Here is a 16,371-nt window from a genome sequence, read left to right as displayed (position 1 = left end):
CTTCCTTTGTACTCACCCGAAACACTCTCCGGGCTTTCCTCCGGGCTTCTTCCCTTCGGTCTTGCGTTTCCGACTCTATCAGACCCTTTTCAGTGTCCGATCCCCGGCCGAAGCGGGGTTGCTTTCCAGTTCCACGCTTTCGCGTTTCCCTTTCCGGCGAGTCCGACTCTATCAGATCCTTTCGGGCCTGATTCCCAGTCAGCGGGGTTCGTCCTCCCGGCCGTTGGGCCGTTCCGACGTCCAAAACTCTAGCGGATTCTTTCGGCGACTCATAATCGGGTCTTCGAAATCAATTTCGGCATGCCGAAATTGTCCCGGCTGGGAGATCGTGCTGAGTTTTGATTGCCGCGTCCGCGGCGGGATTTGTTGCCGCTGAACCGTTCCGGCCCGGTGACAACTCGGAGAACCTTACGGACGGGGTCGGGATGTGTCAACCTCGGCAGGTCAAGCCGTTTTCCCGGGTGGAGCCCCCGGGTGGAGACCGTGCCCCTGGAGCGCTCAGTCCAGGTCGGTGAGGCGGCCGCCTGCGTCCGGCTGGGCGTGTTCCACGCGGCGCAGGAGACGGATCAGCATGTTGCCGAGGACTCCCCGCTCCTCTGCCGTGAGGTCCTGGAGCAGGTCCTCCTCGAAGTCCGTGGCCATGCGCATCGCCTCCAGCCACTTCGTACGGCCCTCGTCGGTCACCTCGACGATCACGCGCACCCGGTTGTTCTCGTCCCGGTCCCGGGTCACCAGACCTTCGCCCGCCATGCGATCGATGCGGTGGGTCATCGCGGCCGGCGTGAGACCGAGGCGCTTGGCGAGCTCCCCGGGGCCCAGGCGGTAGGGGGAACCGGCCAGCACCAGCGTCTTCAGGACCTCCCACTCGGCATTGCTGATGCCGAGGGTGGCGAGCTGGCGCCCGTACGCCACGTTCATCCGGCGGTTCAACCGGCCCAGGGCCGAGACGACCTGTTCGACCTGGGGGTCGAGGTCGCGGAACTCCCGCTGATACGCGGCGATCTGCTCGTCGAGGCTCGGCTCATGGGGGCCGCCGGGCTGCTCGGTGGTGTCAGACATGGCGGGCAGTATCGCACGCCCACCACAGCCATCGAAGTCCTTCAGCCTGAATTGTTGAGCTTCTAAGTTTAGTGCTAAAGTCTTCGGGTTCGAGTCGTTGGGATGGCTCGACGGATCACTTCGAGACTTGAGGCAGGTGAGTGTGACCAGGGAGATGGGGGCAGCGCTGCGGCGGATCCAGCTGGGGAGCGCGTTGAGCGCGTTCGGGCTGGGGTTCACCGTTCCGTACCTGTATGTCTATGTGGCGCAGGTACGGGATCTTGGCGCCGGTACGGCGGGAGTCGTGCTGGCGGTCTTCGCCATGGCGGCGCTCGCCGTATTGCCGTTCACCGGTCGTGCCATCGACCGGCGCGGGCCGCTGCCCGTACTGGTCGTCGCGTCGGCCGTCGCGACCCTGGGCGCGGTCGCCCTCGGTCTGTCGTCGGGCGTGACGACGTCCGTGTTGTCGGCAGCGGTGCTCGGCGCGGGCACGGCGGTCATGCAGCCCGCGCTCGCCACGATGCTCGTGTGGTGCTCCAGCACCGCCGACCGGACGCGCGCCTTCGCCATGCAGTTCTTCCTGCAGAACCTCGGGCTCGGCATCGGGGGTCTGGTCGGCGGGCAGATCGTGGACACGGACCGGCCGCAGACCTTCACCCTGCTCTTCCTCATCGAGGCCGCGATGTTCGTCGTGCTCGGTGTCATCTCGTCCACCATCCGGCTCTCCCGTACCCCCTCCTTCTCCGACGCCAGGCCCGTCGACGGGTCCAAGGCACAAGGCGGGCTGCGGGCGCTGCTGTCGCACCGGGCCATGGTGCAGCTGTGTGTGCTCGGCTTCGTGCTGTTCTTCGCCTGCTACGGACAGTTCGAGTCCGGGCTCGCGGCGTACGGCACCGAGGCCGCCGGAATCCAGCCCTCCACACTCGGGATCGCGCTGGCCGCCAACACCGCCGTCATCGTCGTCGCGCAGTTCGTCGTGCTGCGGCTGGTGGAGCGTCGGCGGCGCACCAGGGTCATCGCTCTGGTGGGGCTGATCTGGGCCTTCGCCTGGGCCGTGGCGGGCTTCGCGGGTCTCGGACACGGCAGCCAGACCATGGCGACGGCCGCGTTGATCTCCACGTACGCGCTCTTCGGGCTCGGTGAGTCCATGCTGTCGCCGACCGTGGCACCGCTGGTCGCCGATCTGGCGCCGGAGGCGATGGTCGGGCAGTACAACTCCGCCTTCGCCCTGTGCAAGCAGCTCGCGCTGGCGGTCGGCCCGGCCGTGGGCGGACCGATGGGGGCGACGCTGCACGGGCCGTACATCGTGACGTTCGTGCTGTTCTCGCTGGGCATCACGGTGCTGGCGCTGCGGCTCGGCCGACGGCTCACCCCGGTCCAGGACCAGCCGTCGCTCGAAGCGGCGCCGTCCAGGGTGGTGGCGGTGTCGAAGCCGGAGGCCGCCCCCGTGCCCTCCGTCCACTGAGGCGTTCCGCCGTCGGCGGAGTTGCCGAATTCCGTGCAGGGGTCCTGTCGTGTGACGACAGGACCCCTACGCGTTCACTGACGACAGGCCCCTCCGCATCACTGCGGCAGTGCGAATTCGCACCAGACGGCCTTGCCGCCGCCCGGTGTGCGGCGGCTGCCCCAGGACGTGGCGATCGACGCGACGATGGAGATGCCGCGGCCCGTTTCGTCGCCGGGCTCGGCGCGCCGCAACCGAGGCAGGTGATCGTCACCGTCGGTCACCTCGATGATCAGGCGGCGATCGGTGCGGCGCAGACCCAGGCGCATCGGCGGGGTGCCGTGCTGGAGGGAGTTCGCGACGAGCTCGCCGGCGGCGAGGACGCCGAGGTCGCGGAGTTCGGCGGGGAAGCGCCACGATGTCAGGACACCGGTCGCGAAGGCACGGGCGCGCGGGGCGGCCTCGATGCCGCCGAGGAGGTCGAGCGAGGCGTTGTGGAACAGCTCCGCGTCGGCTCCCGCCCGGGCGGGGTGCTGGACCACCAGCACCGCCACGTCGTCGTCGTGCTCCGCGGTGACGCCGAGGGAACGGATCAGCCGGTCGCAGACGACCTGGGGCGCGCCCTTGGCGCCCGAGAGGGCGCGTTCCAGCGCGGCGACGCCCTCGTCGATGTCCTCGCTGCGGCGTTCCACCAGGCCGTCCGTGTAGAACACCGCGGTGGAACCGGGCGGCAGCTCGATCGTGCCCGAGGTGTGGATCCAGCCGCCGGTGCCGAGCGGCGGCCCGGTCGGGTCCTCGGCGCGGTGGACCGTGCCGTCCTCGTGGCACACCAGGATCGGGAGGTGTCCGGCGGAGGCGTAGACGAGCCGGCCCTCGTTGGGGTCGTGGACCGCGTAGGCGCAGGTGGCGATCTGGCTGGCGTCGATCTCGGCGGCGAGGCCGTCGAGGAGCTGGAGCACCTCGTGCGGCGGGAGGTCGAGGCGGGCGTAGGCGCGCACGGCGGTGCGCAGCTGCCCCATGACGGCGGCGGCCCGCACCCCGCGTCCCATCACGTCCCCGATCACCAGGGCGGTGCGGCCGGCGCCGAGGGTGATGACGTCGTACCAGTCGCCGCCGACCGCCGCGTCGGTGCCACCGGGTTGGTAGGTGGCGGCGATCCGCAGATCGTCGGGTTGTTCCAGTTCCTGCGGGAGCAGCGAGCGCTGGAGGGTGACGGCGGTTTCGCGGTGGCGGCGTTCGCTGGCGCGGAGCCGCTCGGCGGCTTCGGCGTGGTCGGTGACGTCGGCCGCGTACACGAGCACGCCGCGCTCGCCCGCGCCGCCGCCCCGGTTTCGTTCCCGGTCCCTCTTCCTGCTTCTGTTCGCACGGCCGTCCCGGTCGCCCCCGTTCGGCAGGCCCCTCGCGGGGGCGTCCGTCGCGGTGCCGCTGTGCCGGTTCACCGGGGTGCAGGTCACGGTGTACGAATTGCCGCTGCGGACCTTGCGGGACTTGACCGTGCGGGGTGTGCCGCTGCGCAGCACCTGGTCCATGAGGGGCAGCAGGCTGAGTTCGGCCAGCTCGGGCATGGCCTCGGCGGCGGGGGCACCGACGGGGCGTGGGCCGAAGGCCGCGGTGTAGGCGTCGTTCACGTACGCGATCCGGTGATCGGGGCCGTACACCAGGGCCACCAGCGCGGGAAGCCGGCCGAGCAAATCCCGCGCGGAGAGGTCCTCCGGGCCGGGGTGGGCACCGGCTCCGGCGGATCGACCGTGCGCGTCGTCGTTCGCGCGGCCGGACGAACCGTCGTTCGTGCCGCCGTTCGTACCGCCGGGCGAATCGCCGTTCGTACCGCTCGGCATGTCCGTGCCCGTGCCGTCGTCCGGCGGGTGGGGCCCGGACTCGGGCCGTGCGTACTCGGCGCGGGCCGAGGGCACGGGACTGCGGTCGTCCCGAGCGGCGGCGCGACGCTGCGTTCCGGGTAGGCGGGCGCTCCAGCGCGTGAAGTTCACGGAATTTCTGGCCTCGTGTGTCGGTGTGGTCCGCTCGGGCGGGCTGCTTCCTCTGCTGGTTCCGGTTTCCCCCGCCGGTTCCGGTTCTCTCAGCCGGTTCCGTCCGGGACCGGTCCCGGGAGAGCACAGCCGGGGCTCATCGCGCTGTTCGTGCCGCTGATGCGTCAGAGGGCTCCGACGCCTTCGACGCATCCGGCGTCACCGGTGCGTCCCACGCGTCTGATGCCTCCGATGCGTCTGTTGTGTATCGGACATCGAGGATGCCGCTGCTGTTCACTGTTCGTCACTGCCGACCGGGTCACTCTGTGCAGATGTGGGCCCACCTATGGTCACACGTCCAGTGTGGCGGACCGTACTGACTGTTGTCGGTACGGTCGTGCCGCGGTCGGGTGAGGCGCGGGACCGACGGCCGGTCAGTTGTCGTTGTGCCGCGGGCTGTCGGGTCCTGCGGGGTTGCGGGGGCCGCCGGACCCCGAGGGGTTGCGGGGGCGTGGTGGTCCGCCGGTGGACGGCGGGCCGCCCGGCCCGGGGCGCCTGCCTCCTGCGGCCCGTTCGAACTCGGCGCGCGGGTGTTCCAGTGAGCCGAGGGAGACGATCTCGCGTGCGAAGAGTCCGGCGAGCGTCCATTCGGCCAGGACGCGAGCCTTCCGGTTGAACGTCGGGACGCGGCTGAGGTGGTAGGTGCGGTGCATCAGCCAGGCCGGACGCCCCTTCAGCTTGCGGCCGTAGACGTGGGCCACTCCCTTGTGGAGGCCGAGCGACGCGACGGAACCCGCATGGGCGTGCCGGTACGTCGTGAGGGGGCCGCCGTCGATCGACGCGAGGACGTTCTCGGCGAGGACCTTGGCCTGACGCACGGCGTGCTGGGCGTTGGGGGCGGTCAGCCCGCCCTTCTCCGCGGAGGTCAGGTCGGGTACGGCCGCGGCGTCCCCGGCCGCCCAGGCGTGCGCGGCGCCTTCGACGGCGAGCTCGGCCGTGCACCGGACCCGTCCCCGCTCGTCGAGCGGCAGATCGGTGGCGGCGAGGATCGGGGCGGGCTTGATGCCCGCGGTCCACACGAGGGTGCGGGTCGGGAAGCGGGCGCCGTCGCTCAGGACGGCGACGCGGTCCTCGCAGGAATCCAGCCGGGTGCCGAGGCGTACGTCGATGTTCCGGCCGCGCAGTTCGCGGATCGCGTACCGGCTCATCACGTCGCCGACCTCGGGGAGGATGCGGTCGGACGCCTCGACGAGGATCCACTTCAGGTCCTCGGCCTCGATGTTGTGGTAGTGGCGCGCGGCGTAGCGGGCCATGTCCTCCAACTCGGCGAGCGCCTCGACGCCCGCGTAGCCGCCGCCGACGAAGACGAAGGTGAGGGCGGCGTCGCGGATGGCCGGGTCGCGGGTGGCGGAGGCGATGTCCATCTGCTCGATCACGTGGTTGCGCAGGCCGATGGCCTCCTCGATGGTCTTGAAACCGATGCCGTGGTCGGCGAGACCGGGGATCGGGAGGGTGCGCGAGACGGAACCGGGTGCGAGGACGAGTTCGTCGTAGGGGATCTCGACGGCTCCGGTGCCGTCCTGCGCGCCGGCGAGCGTGGTCACGGTCGCCGTGCGCCCGGCGTGGTCGATGCGCGTCGCCTCACCGATCACGATCCGGCAGTGCCCCAGCACCCGGCGCAGCGGTACGACGACATGGCGCGGCGAGAGAGAACCGGCCGCCGCCTCGGGCAGAAACGGCTGATACGTCATATAGGGGTCGGGCGTGACGACGACGATCTCGGCCCGGCCTGCTCTGAGCCGCTGCTTCAGCTTCCGCTGGAGGCGCAGCGCCGCGTACATCCCGACGTAGCCGCCGCCGACGACGAGAATGCGGACGCACGCCGGGTGGCCGAGGGGTGTTCCCTCGGAATCTGAAGCCATCACCACCCCATGACGCAACGCCCTCAGGGGTTTGTCCACAGCCCCGGCAAATTGTGTGACCGGAGGTTCCGGATGCCGTGGTGCCGTCGCACACGGAGGTGTTGTCGAAGTCGCGCAGGTCAGGGCTTGGCGCGGGGGTCGTGGCCGGAGGGTGATTCGGTGACCGACCGGTTCTTGCTCCGATCGGGGGCACCCCATGCGGAACTACCCTCTTCTGAATTGACGCAGCCTCAACTATGTTCGTATGTCGTCGGAGTACCGGGTCGGGACCGTGATCCACTCTCTGGCTCAAACGGCGGGAAGTCTCCGGGGGGAGACGCCATAACCGGGGGAACAGTCATGCACATTCAGGATTCTCATTGGCAGACCACTGCGGTGGTTACGTCCCATTCGTCCGAGGGAAACGGACGGAGCGGACCGGTCGGGACGGCCGGGACCGTCGGCGCTGTCGGAACGATGACGCCGGTCGGCACGCCCGTGCAGTCCGGGTCGGCCGGAGCGAACGGATCGAGCGGCGCGAACGGGGCGAGCAGTACGAACGGGGCGGGCGGCGCGAGCGGGCGGTCGACTCCGCTTCGCGTGGATGCCCAGCGCAATCTGGAGCATGTGCTGCGTGCCGCGCGCGAGGTGTTCGGCGAGCTGGGGTACGGGGCCCCGATGGAGGACGTGGCGCGTCGCGCCAGGGTCGGTGTCGGCACGGTGTACCGACGGTTCCCGAGCAAGGACGTGCTGGTCCGGCGGATAGCGGAGGAGGAGACCGCCCGGCTGACGGACCAGGCGCGAACCGCGCTGAGGCAGGAGGAGGAGCCGTGGTCGGCGCTGGCGCGCTTCCTGCGGACGTCCGTGGCCTCCGGCGCGGGACGGCTGCTGCCGCCGCAGGTCCTTCGGGTCGGGGTCGACACCGCCGATGCCGGTACGGATACGGACGCCTCGATACCGGTCGGCGAGGCGGGTGCCGCGGTGCCCGTTCCGGCGGGTGCGCGGGACGGGGCCCGGGTGCCCCAGCAGCGGCAGGGCACCGGCCAGGCCGGCCTTCGGCCGACCGAGGCATGTACGGCCCCGGAGGCCGCCGCCGACGGTGACGATGCCGGAGCGGGCGAGTTGCTGGAGGTAGTCGGGCGTCTCGTGGACCGGGCACGTGCGGCGGGTGAGCTGCGTCGTGATGTGACGGTCGCGGACGTCCTGCTGGTCATCGCGACGGCGGCGCCGTCGTTGCCCGACGCGGCTCAGCAGGCGGCGGCTTCGAGCCGACTGCTGGACATCCTCCTGGAAGGTCTGCGCTCCCGCCCGGCCGAGTAGGCCGGGCAGCCTCCGTCGCGCTCGGCGTGCTTGGCGCGTCTGTCGCGCACGTGGTCCGTTGCACGTGCGCGACAGGCCCTCACTTCTTCCCGTGCCGAACGTGACGGGTACGGGTACGGGTTCGCGGTTCCGGGGCCTGCCGGGTCCGCGTGTCCGATGCGAGGTGTGCGGTATCCGGTGCGTGGTTGTTCCGCGCCGTCGCCTGTCCGGGCGGGCGACGGGCGATGTTCGGCTGTGCGGAGTGGCGTGGCGATGTCGCGGCGCCTCTGGGTACCAAGGAATGGCCCGATTTAGCGGGTCTCGATCGGTCGCTCGATCGGAGTCCGTTCCCGCCCGGTCCTGCTCCGCCACGTGCCGTCCGGCCCGTTCCTCCTCGTCCTCGGCGTCCCCCGACCGCCTGCCGAACTCGGCCCTCGCCCCCGTAACGGCGTCTGCCCCGCGTTCGTCGCGGGGTGCCCATTCACGTCCGCTTCGAAGCCGCTCCACGGCCATTTTGCGGCCATTTCACGGCCGTTACGCGCTCGTTCCGTACTCGTTCCGCGTTCCGCCCTGTACGGAATCCGCTCTCCCGTGACCGGCCCGCACCTCTTCCACACACGATCCGGTCGCCGCCGACGAGGCAGCTGCCCGCTGGCTTTCGCGCGCCGAGTGTGCTTGCAACCGGCCTTCGCGGAAGACTCCCCGGATGAGTGTTCATTCGCACGCATACCCTAAAGAACGCCCCGGATGAGTGGTTGCCGAGCCTGGGGGTTCGGCGTGATTGCGCCATGTGGCACTCTTGCCCGATGTTCGGGTCCGACAGCGCATACGGGGGCTTTCGCGATGAGCGGTGACGGGCAGCAGGAAGAGGCGCTCGACAATGTCTCCGCCGCAGGCGGCGTGACAGGGGCCGACGCCCGCTTCTCCCGGCAGGTGCCGAGCCAGGGCGGTCCCAGGCGTTCAAGTGGTGACGCCGACGGCGGCACGGTCCTCCCGGGCCCGTGGTCGGCACCCGCCGGTGCGGGCGCCGACGCCGGGGGCATGGCCGACGCCGCGGTGCCCATGCAGCGGGCGGGCGGCAGCGCCGCCGGCTCCTCCGGTTCCGGGTATTCGGACGCCGAGCTCATCCAGCAGATGAGAAACGGCGACGACCACGCGTACGCGGAGCTGTTCCAACGGCATGCGGACGCGGTGCGCCGCTACGCGCGGACCTGCTGCCGGGACGCGCACACCGCCGACGACCTGACGGCCGAGGTCTTCGCACGCACGCTGCAGGCGGTACGGAGGGGCAAGGGCCCCGAGGAGGCGGTGCGGGCCTACCTCATGACGGCTGTCCGACACGTCGCAGCCGCCTGGACCAAGACCGCGAAACGGGAGCACCTGGTCGAGGACTTCGCCGTGTTCGCCACCCAGGCATCCGAGTCCTCCCAGGTGTCGGCCCTGGAGACGCTCGATCTCGGTGCGGACGTGCTGGCGATGCACGAGGCCGAACAGTCCATGGCGATGCAGGCTTTCCGCAGTCTGCCGGAACGCTGGCAGGCGGTGCTGTGGCACACCACCGTCGAGGAGGAGTCGCCCAGCGAGATCGCCCCGTTGTTCGGACTGACCGCCAACGCCACCGCGGTCCTGGCCAGCAGGGCCCGCGAGGGCCTCAAGCAGGCATATCTCCAGGCCCACGTCAGCCAATCGCTCACTTCCGGCGGGGACTGCGCCCGTTACGCCGACCGCCTCGGCGCGTATGCCCGGGGCGGGCTCCGGATGCGGGCCGAGCGCGGCCTGCGGGGGCATCTCGACGAGTGCGTGAAGTGCCGCCTCGCCGCAGGCGAACTGGCTCACGTCAATGCGGGCATCCCTGCGCTGCTGCCGGTCGCGGTCATCGGCTGGTTCGCCGCCGGGTACTCGCTCAAGGCCGCCGGAATCGTCGCCGGGGGCGTGGCCGGGGCCGCCGGCGCGGGAACCGCCGCGGCGGCGACGGGCGGGAGCTCGTCCGGCGGTACGACGGGGGCTGCCGCGGTCTCGGAAGGACTCGGGGCGCCGGCGAAGGTCGGTGTAGCGGCGGCGATCGCCATGGCCATGGCGGCAGGACTGGCCTGGGGCCTGGCCGGTGACGGCGAGCCGAAGCCGGTGGCGGGGAACGCGGCCAAACCGGCTGTCACAACGCCCGCGGCACCGGCGCCCGCACCGGCGGAGCCGACGACGCCACCGCAGCCCGAGCCACCTGGGCCCGCATCGGCCGCACCGGCCGCACCGGTCGCACCACCCGCTTCGTCCCCGACTCCCCCGTCGAAGCCCACTCCCGAGCCCACCCGCACGTCCGCACCCACCCTCACACCGCCGCCACCACCACCTTCGCCGAAGCCGTCGGGCCCGGAGCCGTCGGACCCGAAGCCGCCGTCCCCGAAGCCGCCGTCCCCGGAGCCCTCGGACCCGAAGCCGCCGTCCCCGACTCCTCCGCCCCCGCCCACCGTCTACCGCCTGAGCGAACTGCGATACTCCGAGCTCGGCGACCACACCGAACCCGAAGTGGTGATCGGCGAGAGCAGCTGGGTCTGGCAGCGGTCCAATCTGTCGATCGGATCCACGCGGTACGCCCACGGCGTGACCGTCCACGGGCGGTCCTCGGTCACCATCCAGCTGAACCGGCAGTGCTCCCGGTACGAGGCCATGGTCGGGGTCGACGACATGATGTTGGGGCTGGGCTCGGTGCGCTTCTCCGTCGTCGGCGGTGATGGGACGCGGCTGTGGCGGTCCCCGGTGATGAAGGGCGGTGACCCGGCCATGCCCGTCGCAGTCGCCATCACCGGTCAGGAAAAGATCCGACTCGTCGTCGAACAGGCGCACCCGTGGGGCGGCCTGGCACTCGCGGACTGGGCGGATTCGGGCATCAACTGCCGGTGAGGGGTTCGGGCGGGGGCCCGAACCCCGGGGATCAGGTTCCGGGGATCGGGTCGCGGAAGACTCTCGCACCGTCGGGACGCCCCGCGCAGTCGGACACCAAGCGCCCCAGGACGCCGAGCACACCGGAGCACCCGGCACCGCGGAACAGCCGGCACCCCGCAATGGCCGGAATCGCGCCTCGCCGTTCCCTACCGTTGCAGGCTTCGTCGCGCCGGGACGATCCCGTGAGGGACCGCGCGCCGCCGGGTCGCCGCCGTGCCCGTCCAGCAGGTGCCGCGCCGTGACATGAGACGGCTTAACCAGAGTTCCACGGACGCGAGATGGGCCAGACCGTCCAACGGGAGCGATGCGCCGTCGGCGCCGTCGCGCAGGGCCTCGCGCACGACACGGGCCTCGACCAGCCCGGCGTCCGCGAGCAACGGGGCGTCGAAGAGGGCGATCAGGGCGGGGAGGGCGGCGCGCAGACCGGTGCGCGCGGTCGCGTGAGCGGTGGCGAGGGACGGGGTGCCCCAGCCCGGCGGCAGGTCATGGATGCCGGCGCCCGCCAGCACCCGGCGCAGAATCGCGGCGCGGGCGCCCGGTTGGACCCGGAGCGATTCGGGGAGCGCGCGGGCGGCGCGTACGACCTGGTTGTCGAGGAAGGGCGCGTGCAGTCGCTGGCTGCGGTTCTCGGCGGCCTGCTCCAGGATCCGGTGGTCGGCGGCGTACCGCGCGAGTGCCGCCCGGGCCCGGGCCTCGCCCGGCCGCTGGATGGTGACGGGCCGGACCGCCGCCTCCTGGAGACGGACCGACACCTCGGCGAGAGCTTCCCCCGTCAGCCAGCGGGCGGCGGGTCCGGGCCGCGACCAGGCGAGTGCGTCGAGCGAGGCATCGGCAGGGGTGTCGAGATCGGGGGCATGGCGGTTGGCCCCGGTCAGCCGCCATGCCGCCGCCTCCAGACCACTGCGGTACGACGTACGGGACAGGCGGCGGGCCGCCCGGTAGACGGTCCACGGCACGAAGAGGGAGTGCGCGCTGGGGCCCTCGGCCTTGGCGAGCGCCGCGACCGGACGCAGCAGATGCCTTCGGCGCCTGTCCATCAGCAGGTCGGCGAGGCGTGCGGGGTGGGCATCGAGGACCTGCCGGGCCCCTCCGCCGACGAGGTGGTCGGCACTTCCCGAGGCGAGGCGGCGGCGGTGGCGCTCGGCGAAGACGAGGGACGGGGCGGGTTCGTCGGTGAGCGGGCCGGCGCCCAGATCGGCGTAGGGCAACGCCTCCTCCCCGGCGGCCACGACGACGTGGTGCAGGCGCGGGTTGGCGGCGATCACGCGAGCACGTTCGAGTTCGTCCTCGTGTCCGCTCGCGGTGAGGTCGTTGAAGGTGACGGCGAGCAGGCGCTCCCCCGCGCCCGCACCGTGGCCGAGGAGGCTTCCGGGCAGCCCGGGCAGCCCGGGCAGCCCGGCCGCGAGCAGGGCGAGCGTGGCGGAGGCGCTGCCTCCGGAGAGGTCGGCGCCGATGCCGGGGACGGGCGCGCCACGCGCCGCGCGCCGTTCGGCGGGCCCCATGCCGGGGACCGGTCCGGGGTCGGGCGGCAGGGTCTCGGGGGCATGGCGCGGGGCCGTGAGCCTGGCACGCACCGCGTCGACCAGGGCGTCGCGCACTCCGTCGACGGCACTCACCGGATCGAGTTCGGGCGCGGCGACGGCGAGCGAGGCCACCGCCTCGTACCCGGTGATCTCGCGCGAGCCCTCGCGGAGGATGAGCGCGTGGCCCGGCGGGATGCGCGTCACGCCCTCGTACGGGGTGCTGTCGCGCAGCGCCTCCGGGGTTTCGGGGCAGGCGAGCAGGGCGGCAAGGTGGCCGATGTCCAGCTGCGCCTCGACGAGATCGGCGAGCGGGAGCGCGGCGGTGGCGTACGCCGTGCCACCGGCCCAGGGGGTGTGGAAGACCGGGCGCGCTCCGGCGAGGTCGCCGATGACGGTGATCCGTCGACCGACCTGGACGACGGCCGTGTAGCTGCCGGGCCAGGCGGTGAGATGGCGCAACGCTCCGCCGCGGGCCGCGAGGAGACCGACCCTCAGCTGTTCGTCGGTGGCGCTGCAGCAGCCGAGGACGGCGAGCCGGGCGGTGGGCGTGCCCTCGGCCGTTTCGACCGTGCTGATACGGATCTCGTCCGGGCGCCAGTCGCCCACGGCCCACAGCGGATCGGGGTCGCCCCACAGGAGTTGGGAGCCGACGGGCTGCACGGTGCGCCCCTCGTCCGCGGCGCCGACCGCACCGGCCGTGCCGAATCGTGCGGCGATACTGCTCCACCCCACCAACCAACGCATCGCCGCCTCCACAGGCTGTGGACAGGACGGCGCAGCGGGGATACGTCGGGAGAACTCCGGTGGCGCGCGCCGTCGTTGCGAACATGCTGCCACGACAGACGCGAGCCGGAGGGGTTGCCGAGGGCGCACGTCGGACCGGCATGCGCCCCTGGCGCATGCCGGTCCCGCACGCTCGGAAGCCGGGCCGAGGCGGCCGTCCACCCGCGGGCGACGCGATGCCGGGACAGCACCGGAAGGAAGGGGCGTCCGGCCCTTCATTGGCGCCCAAACATCAACAGCCTTATGAATAACCGGCGTTGCCTACCTGGGAGGGGTCGCACTCACCAGCAGAAATTCGGCCATTACCCGAGTCGGCGACGACCCGACCACGGGCCGATACCGAGTAACTCCGGGCGTGTCGACGAGATGTCCGCGCCCCGATCGACCCAACCGCGACCAACCGATGATTTTCAGCCAATCTTGAAGCATGTGGGAACGCGCCGACGAGGAACTCGCCGCACCATATCCCCCGATACACCCCACTTCATTCCACGACTCCTCCCGAGCCGTCCACAAGTCCCTCTCCCACGCATTCCTCCTGTTTTCATCCCTCTTGTTCGTCACCGGCCGCAACCATCCCCGCCGGGCCCTCAGAACTCCCCGAGGAACACTCCGGAGAGCACCCCGGGGCCAATGCGGGTAGTACACCGGTCACCGACGCCCCCGCCCCGGTCCCACCCCCGGACCATTCCGACGCCCCTCCCCGCCGCGCCCCGACGTCCGCATCCGCACCCGGGACCCGCCTCCCGCACCCCACTCCCGAACTTCACTCCCGCCCCCGGGCCTCCGCCTCCCGAACCCGCCGAACCCCCCGCACACACCCGCCCCACCTCGGCCCCGCAGCGCCCGGCACCGGCCGCACACCGGCGCCGCTCCGTTTTCCACGCACGGTCCGGGAGGCGTTCGTCCGCCCCCCGGACCGGTCCGCCGCCTGCGGGGAATGAGGCGGCAGTGTCCCCCAGCCCGCCGCTTCTCTTGCAGCGGGCCGACCCACGCAGCAACCATGGAATCCCTTCCGAAACGGCCCGACGAGAGCGCACGGCCGGGCGCACGGCCACACGCCAGGGGCACGTGCGAAACGCGTCCGGCACCGCCTCCACGCTGCGCGAACGTCGGCTCGGGGAGCGCACGGACGGGGCGCCCGGCGGGACATCCCGTCACCCCCGTCCCACGTCCGCCGCGCCCCCGCCCCCGGGAAACCCGCCCGTGAGACCCACGCGCGGGAACCGCTTGCCGCGACTGCGGAACCGGACAGCGGACACTCGCGAGCAGTGCCCGAACCGAACCCCGGGCAGGCCCTCGATCCGAACCCGGAGAAGAACACCGCGTGCAACGACCCGGGCCACTCGCGTCCGCACGGATCCGCGTGGGTCCGCACGGACAACATTCCCGCCATACGGACGTCTGCCCCTTAACGGTAGGGATGCGGCGAACTACGCTGTGTTTACTGAGGTTCTCGGCAGGAGGCATATTCCTCGGGGCTCGGCCAATTGCGTGTGCGGCCCGAGTGCCGGGGTTCGTCCCTGGGGAGGACACAGTACGAATGCCGCGCACCGCAACGGTGACGCGGCGGCCGTCTGTGTGTCGAGGGGTGACGCATGTCCAGGGAGCAACGAGGGCCGAACGAGAAGCTCGGAACCGTTCTCGCCCTCGCGGGAATCAGCAACGCCGGACTCGCCCGGCGGGTCAACGACCTCGGGGCGCAGCGCGGCCTGACTCTCCGGTACGACAAGACCTCGGTGGCCCGCTGGGTCTCCAAGGGCATGGTGCCGCAGGGTGCCGCACCCCATCTCATCGCGGCGGCGATCGGTGCCAAGCTCGGCCGGCCGGTCCCGCTGCACGAGATCGGGCTCGCGGACGCCGATCCGGCGCCCGAGGTCGGCCTGGCCTTCCCCCGCGATGTGGCCGAAGCGGTCCGTTCCGCGACCGAGTTGTACCGGCTGGATCTGGCCGGGCGGCGGGCGGGCAGTGGCGGGATCTGGCAGTCGCTCGCGGGCTCGTTCTCGGTGAGCGCGTACGCGACGCCCGCGTCCCGCTGGCTGATATCCCCCGCCGACCCCTCGGTGGAGCGTGACGCGACCGCCGCCCGGACAGCCGTCCCCGGTTCCCGGGCAGCAGGGGGCGCACGCCCCGATGCAGGGGCGCACAAGACCCCCGGCGCGACGGGGAGGAGCACCGGGACCGCTCCCGCCGCCCCCGCGGCACCGGGCTCGGCGAGCACACCCGACGCACCTGCCGCGCCCGGCCCGGCCGGGTCCCCCGACGCCCACAGGCAGTCGGAGGGCGGCACAGGCCCCGGGACACGGGCGGACCGGACCGGTCTCGGAACACTGGAAGCGCCCGGGGCGCCCCGGGCGGCGGCCATCCCCGCCCAGCCCGGCCCGCAGCACCCGTCCGCGTCCAAAACCGCCCCGCATCCGGGACCGGCCCCCCACCCGCATCCGGTCACCAGCGACATCTCGCCGCTGCGGGTCGGCCACAGCGACGTCGCCAAGCTGCGCGAGGCGGCCCAGGACGCCCGCCGCTGGGACTCCAAGTACGGTGGTGGGGACTGGCGTTCCTCCATGGTCCCCGAGTGCTTACGAGTCGACGCGGCGCCGCTGCTGCTCGGTTCGTACAGCGACGAGGTGGGCAGGGCGCTCTTCGGCGCGGCTGCGGAGCTGACCCGGCTCGCCGGGTGGATGGCCTTCGACACCGGCCAGCAGGAGGCCGCCCAGCGCTATTACATCCAGGCGCTCAGGCTCGCCCGTGCCGCCGCCGACGTCCCGCTCGGTGGGTATGTCCTCGCCTCGATGTCGTTGCAGGCGACCTACCGCGGCTTCGCCGACGAGGGGGTCGATCTCGCCCAGGCGGCCGTCGAACGCAACCGGGGGCTCGCCACGGCCCGCACCATGAGCTTCTTCCGCCTGGTGGAGGCGCGCGCCCACGCGAAGGCGAACGACGCACCGGCCGCGGGGGCGGCGCTGAAGGCGGCCGAGGGCTGGCTGGAGCGCTCCCGGCACGGCGACGCGGATCCGTCGTGGCTGGGCTTCTACTCGTACGACAGGTTCGCGGCCGACGCGGCGGAGTGCCACCTCGATCTGAAGGCGCCCCGGCAGGTACGGCGCTTCACCGAGCAGGCCCTGTCCCGGCCCACCGAGGAATTCGTCCGCTCGCACGGGCTGCGGCTCGTGGTGGGAGCGGTGGCCGAGCTGGAATCCGGGAACCTGGACGCGGCCTGTGCGGCGGGCACACGCGCGATCGAGGTGGCGGGCCGCATCTCCTCCGCACGGACCACGGAGTACGTACGGGACCTGCTGCACCGACTCGAACCGTACGGGCACGAACCGCGCGTCGCCGAGCTGCGCGAGCGGGCCCGGCCGCTGCTGGTGGCGCCCGCCTGACGGGGCCGTGCCGCACCGGGCGACGCGCGTCGATACGCACCGTGTTCGGCTTCGCCGGTTTGAGCGCGTTGTCAGTGGGTCAGGGCACTATCG

8 protein-coding genes are annotated in these 16,371 nt (G+C 72.0%); 4 read left to right on the top strand and 4 right to left on the bottom strand.

All coding sequences use genetic code 11. From position 1 onward, the window contains the following. Nucleotides 1-498: 498 nt before the first annotated feature. Nucleotides 499-1,059 carry a MarR family winged helix-turn-helix transcriptional regulator gene (locus tag ACFC79_RS08095; protein WP_376236657.1) on the bottom strand — a complete coding sequence of 187 codons (561 nt, stop codon included), beginning with the start codon at nucleotides 1,057-1,059 and terminating at the stop codon, nucleotides 499-501. A 154-nt stretch (nucleotides 1,060-1,213) separates the two neighbouring features. On the opposite strand from ACFC79_RS08095, the gene ACFC79_RS08090 reads away from it, so the two are divergent. Continuing rightward, entirely contained in the window at nucleotides 1,214-2,503 is a 1,290-nt protein-coding gene (locus tag ACFC79_RS08090) for an MFS transporter (protein WP_376236711.1), read from the top strand. A 98-nt stretch (nucleotides 2,504-2,601) separates the two neighbouring features. On the opposite strand, the gene ACFC79_RS08085 is transcribed toward ACFC79_RS08090, so the two are convergent. Next, a complete protein-coding gene (locus tag ACFC79_RS08085; RefSeq protein ID WP_376236655.1) occupies nucleotides 2,602-4,470 on the bottom strand; it encodes a SpoIIE family protein phosphatase in 1,869 nt (622 codons plus the stop codon). 413 nt (nucleotides 4,471-4,883) lie between these two features. After that, complete coding sequence (locus ACFC79_RS08080; protein ID WP_376236653.1) at nucleotides 4,884-6,371, bottom strand: NAD(P)/FAD-dependent oxidoreductase; 1,488 nt, start codon at nucleotides 6,369-6,371, stop codon at nucleotides 4,884-4,886. Between the two features lie 339 nt (nucleotides 6,372-6,710). Between ACFC79_RS08080 and ACFC79_RS08075 the strand changes: the two genes are divergently transcribed. Further along, nucleotides 6,711-7,670 carry a TetR/AcrR family transcriptional regulator gene (locus ACFC79_RS08075; protein ID WP_376236652.1) on the top strand — a complete coding sequence of 320 codons (960 nt, stop codon included), beginning with the start codon at nucleotides 6,711-6,713 and terminating at the stop codon, nucleotides 7,668-7,670. Between the two features lie 822 nt (nucleotides 7,671-8,492). Next, on the top strand, nucleotides 8,493-10,547 hold the full coding sequence (locus tag ACFC79_RS08070) for a sigma-70 family RNA polymerase sigma factor (protein ID WP_376236650.1): 2,055 nt from the start codon (nucleotides 8,493-8,495) through the stop codon (nucleotides 10,545-10,547). A gap of 188 nt (nucleotides 10,548-10,735) precedes the next feature. On the opposite strand, the gene ACFC79_RS08065 is transcribed toward ACFC79_RS08070, so the two are convergent. Beyond that, nucleotides 10,736-12,856: an asparagine synthase-related protein gene (locus tag ACFC79_RS08065; protein ID WP_376236648.1), complete on the bottom strand. Its 2,121-nt coding sequence runs from the start codon at nucleotides 12,854-12,856 to the stop codon at nucleotides 10,736-10,738. A gap of 1,637 nt (nucleotides 12,857-14,493) precedes the next feature. Between ACFC79_RS08065 and ACFC79_RS08060 the strand changes: the two genes are divergently transcribed. Continuing rightward, on the top strand, nucleotides 14,494-16,278 hold the full coding sequence (locus ACFC79_RS08060) for a sporulation protein (RefSeq protein WP_376236646.1): 1,785 nt from the start codon (nucleotides 14,494-14,496) through the stop codon (nucleotides 16,276-16,278). The last annotated feature ends 93 nt before the right edge of the window (nucleotides 16,279-16,371 follow it).

This window comes from Streptomyces sp. NPDC056061 (assembly GCF_042266885.1).
Classification (GTDB): Bacteria; Actinomycetota; Actinomycetes; order Streptomycetales; family Streptomycetaceae; genus Streptomyces.
The sequence above is the reverse complement of the archived record's forward strand: the minus strand, read 5'-3'. Positions and strand labels throughout refer to the sequence as shown.

Excerpts from the sequence above, each read along its gene's own strand:
- ACFC79_RS08060 (WP_376236646.1), top strand. The coding sequence starts at position 14,494 with ATGTCCAGGGAGCAACGAGGGCCGAACGAGAAGCTCGGAACCGTTCTC.
- ACFC79_RS08075 (WP_376236652.1), top strand. The coding sequence starts at position 6,711 with ATGCACATTCAGGATTCTCATTGGCAGACCACTGCGGTGGTTACGTCC.
- ACFC79_RS08080 (WP_376236653.1), bottom strand. The coding sequence starts at position 6,371 with ATGGCTTCAGATTCCGAGGGAACACCCCTCGGCCACCCGGCGTGCGTC.
- ACFC79_RS08090 (WP_376236711.1), top strand. The coding sequence starts at position 1,214 with ATGGGGGCAGCGCTGCGGCGGATCCAGCTGGGGAGCGCGTTGAGCGCG.
- ACFC79_RS08095 (WP_376236657.1), bottom strand. The coding sequence starts at position 1,059 with ATGTCTGACACCACCGAGCAGCCCGGCGGCCCCCATGAGCCGAGCCTC.
- ACFC79_RS08065 (WP_376236648.1), bottom strand. The coding sequence starts at position 12,856 with ATGCGTTGGTTGGTGGGGTGGAGCAGTATCGCCGCACGATTCGGCACG.
- ACFC79_RS08070 (WP_376236650.1), top strand. The coding sequence starts at position 8,493 with ATGAGCGGTGACGGGCAGCAGGAAGAGGCGCTCGACAATGTCTCCGCC.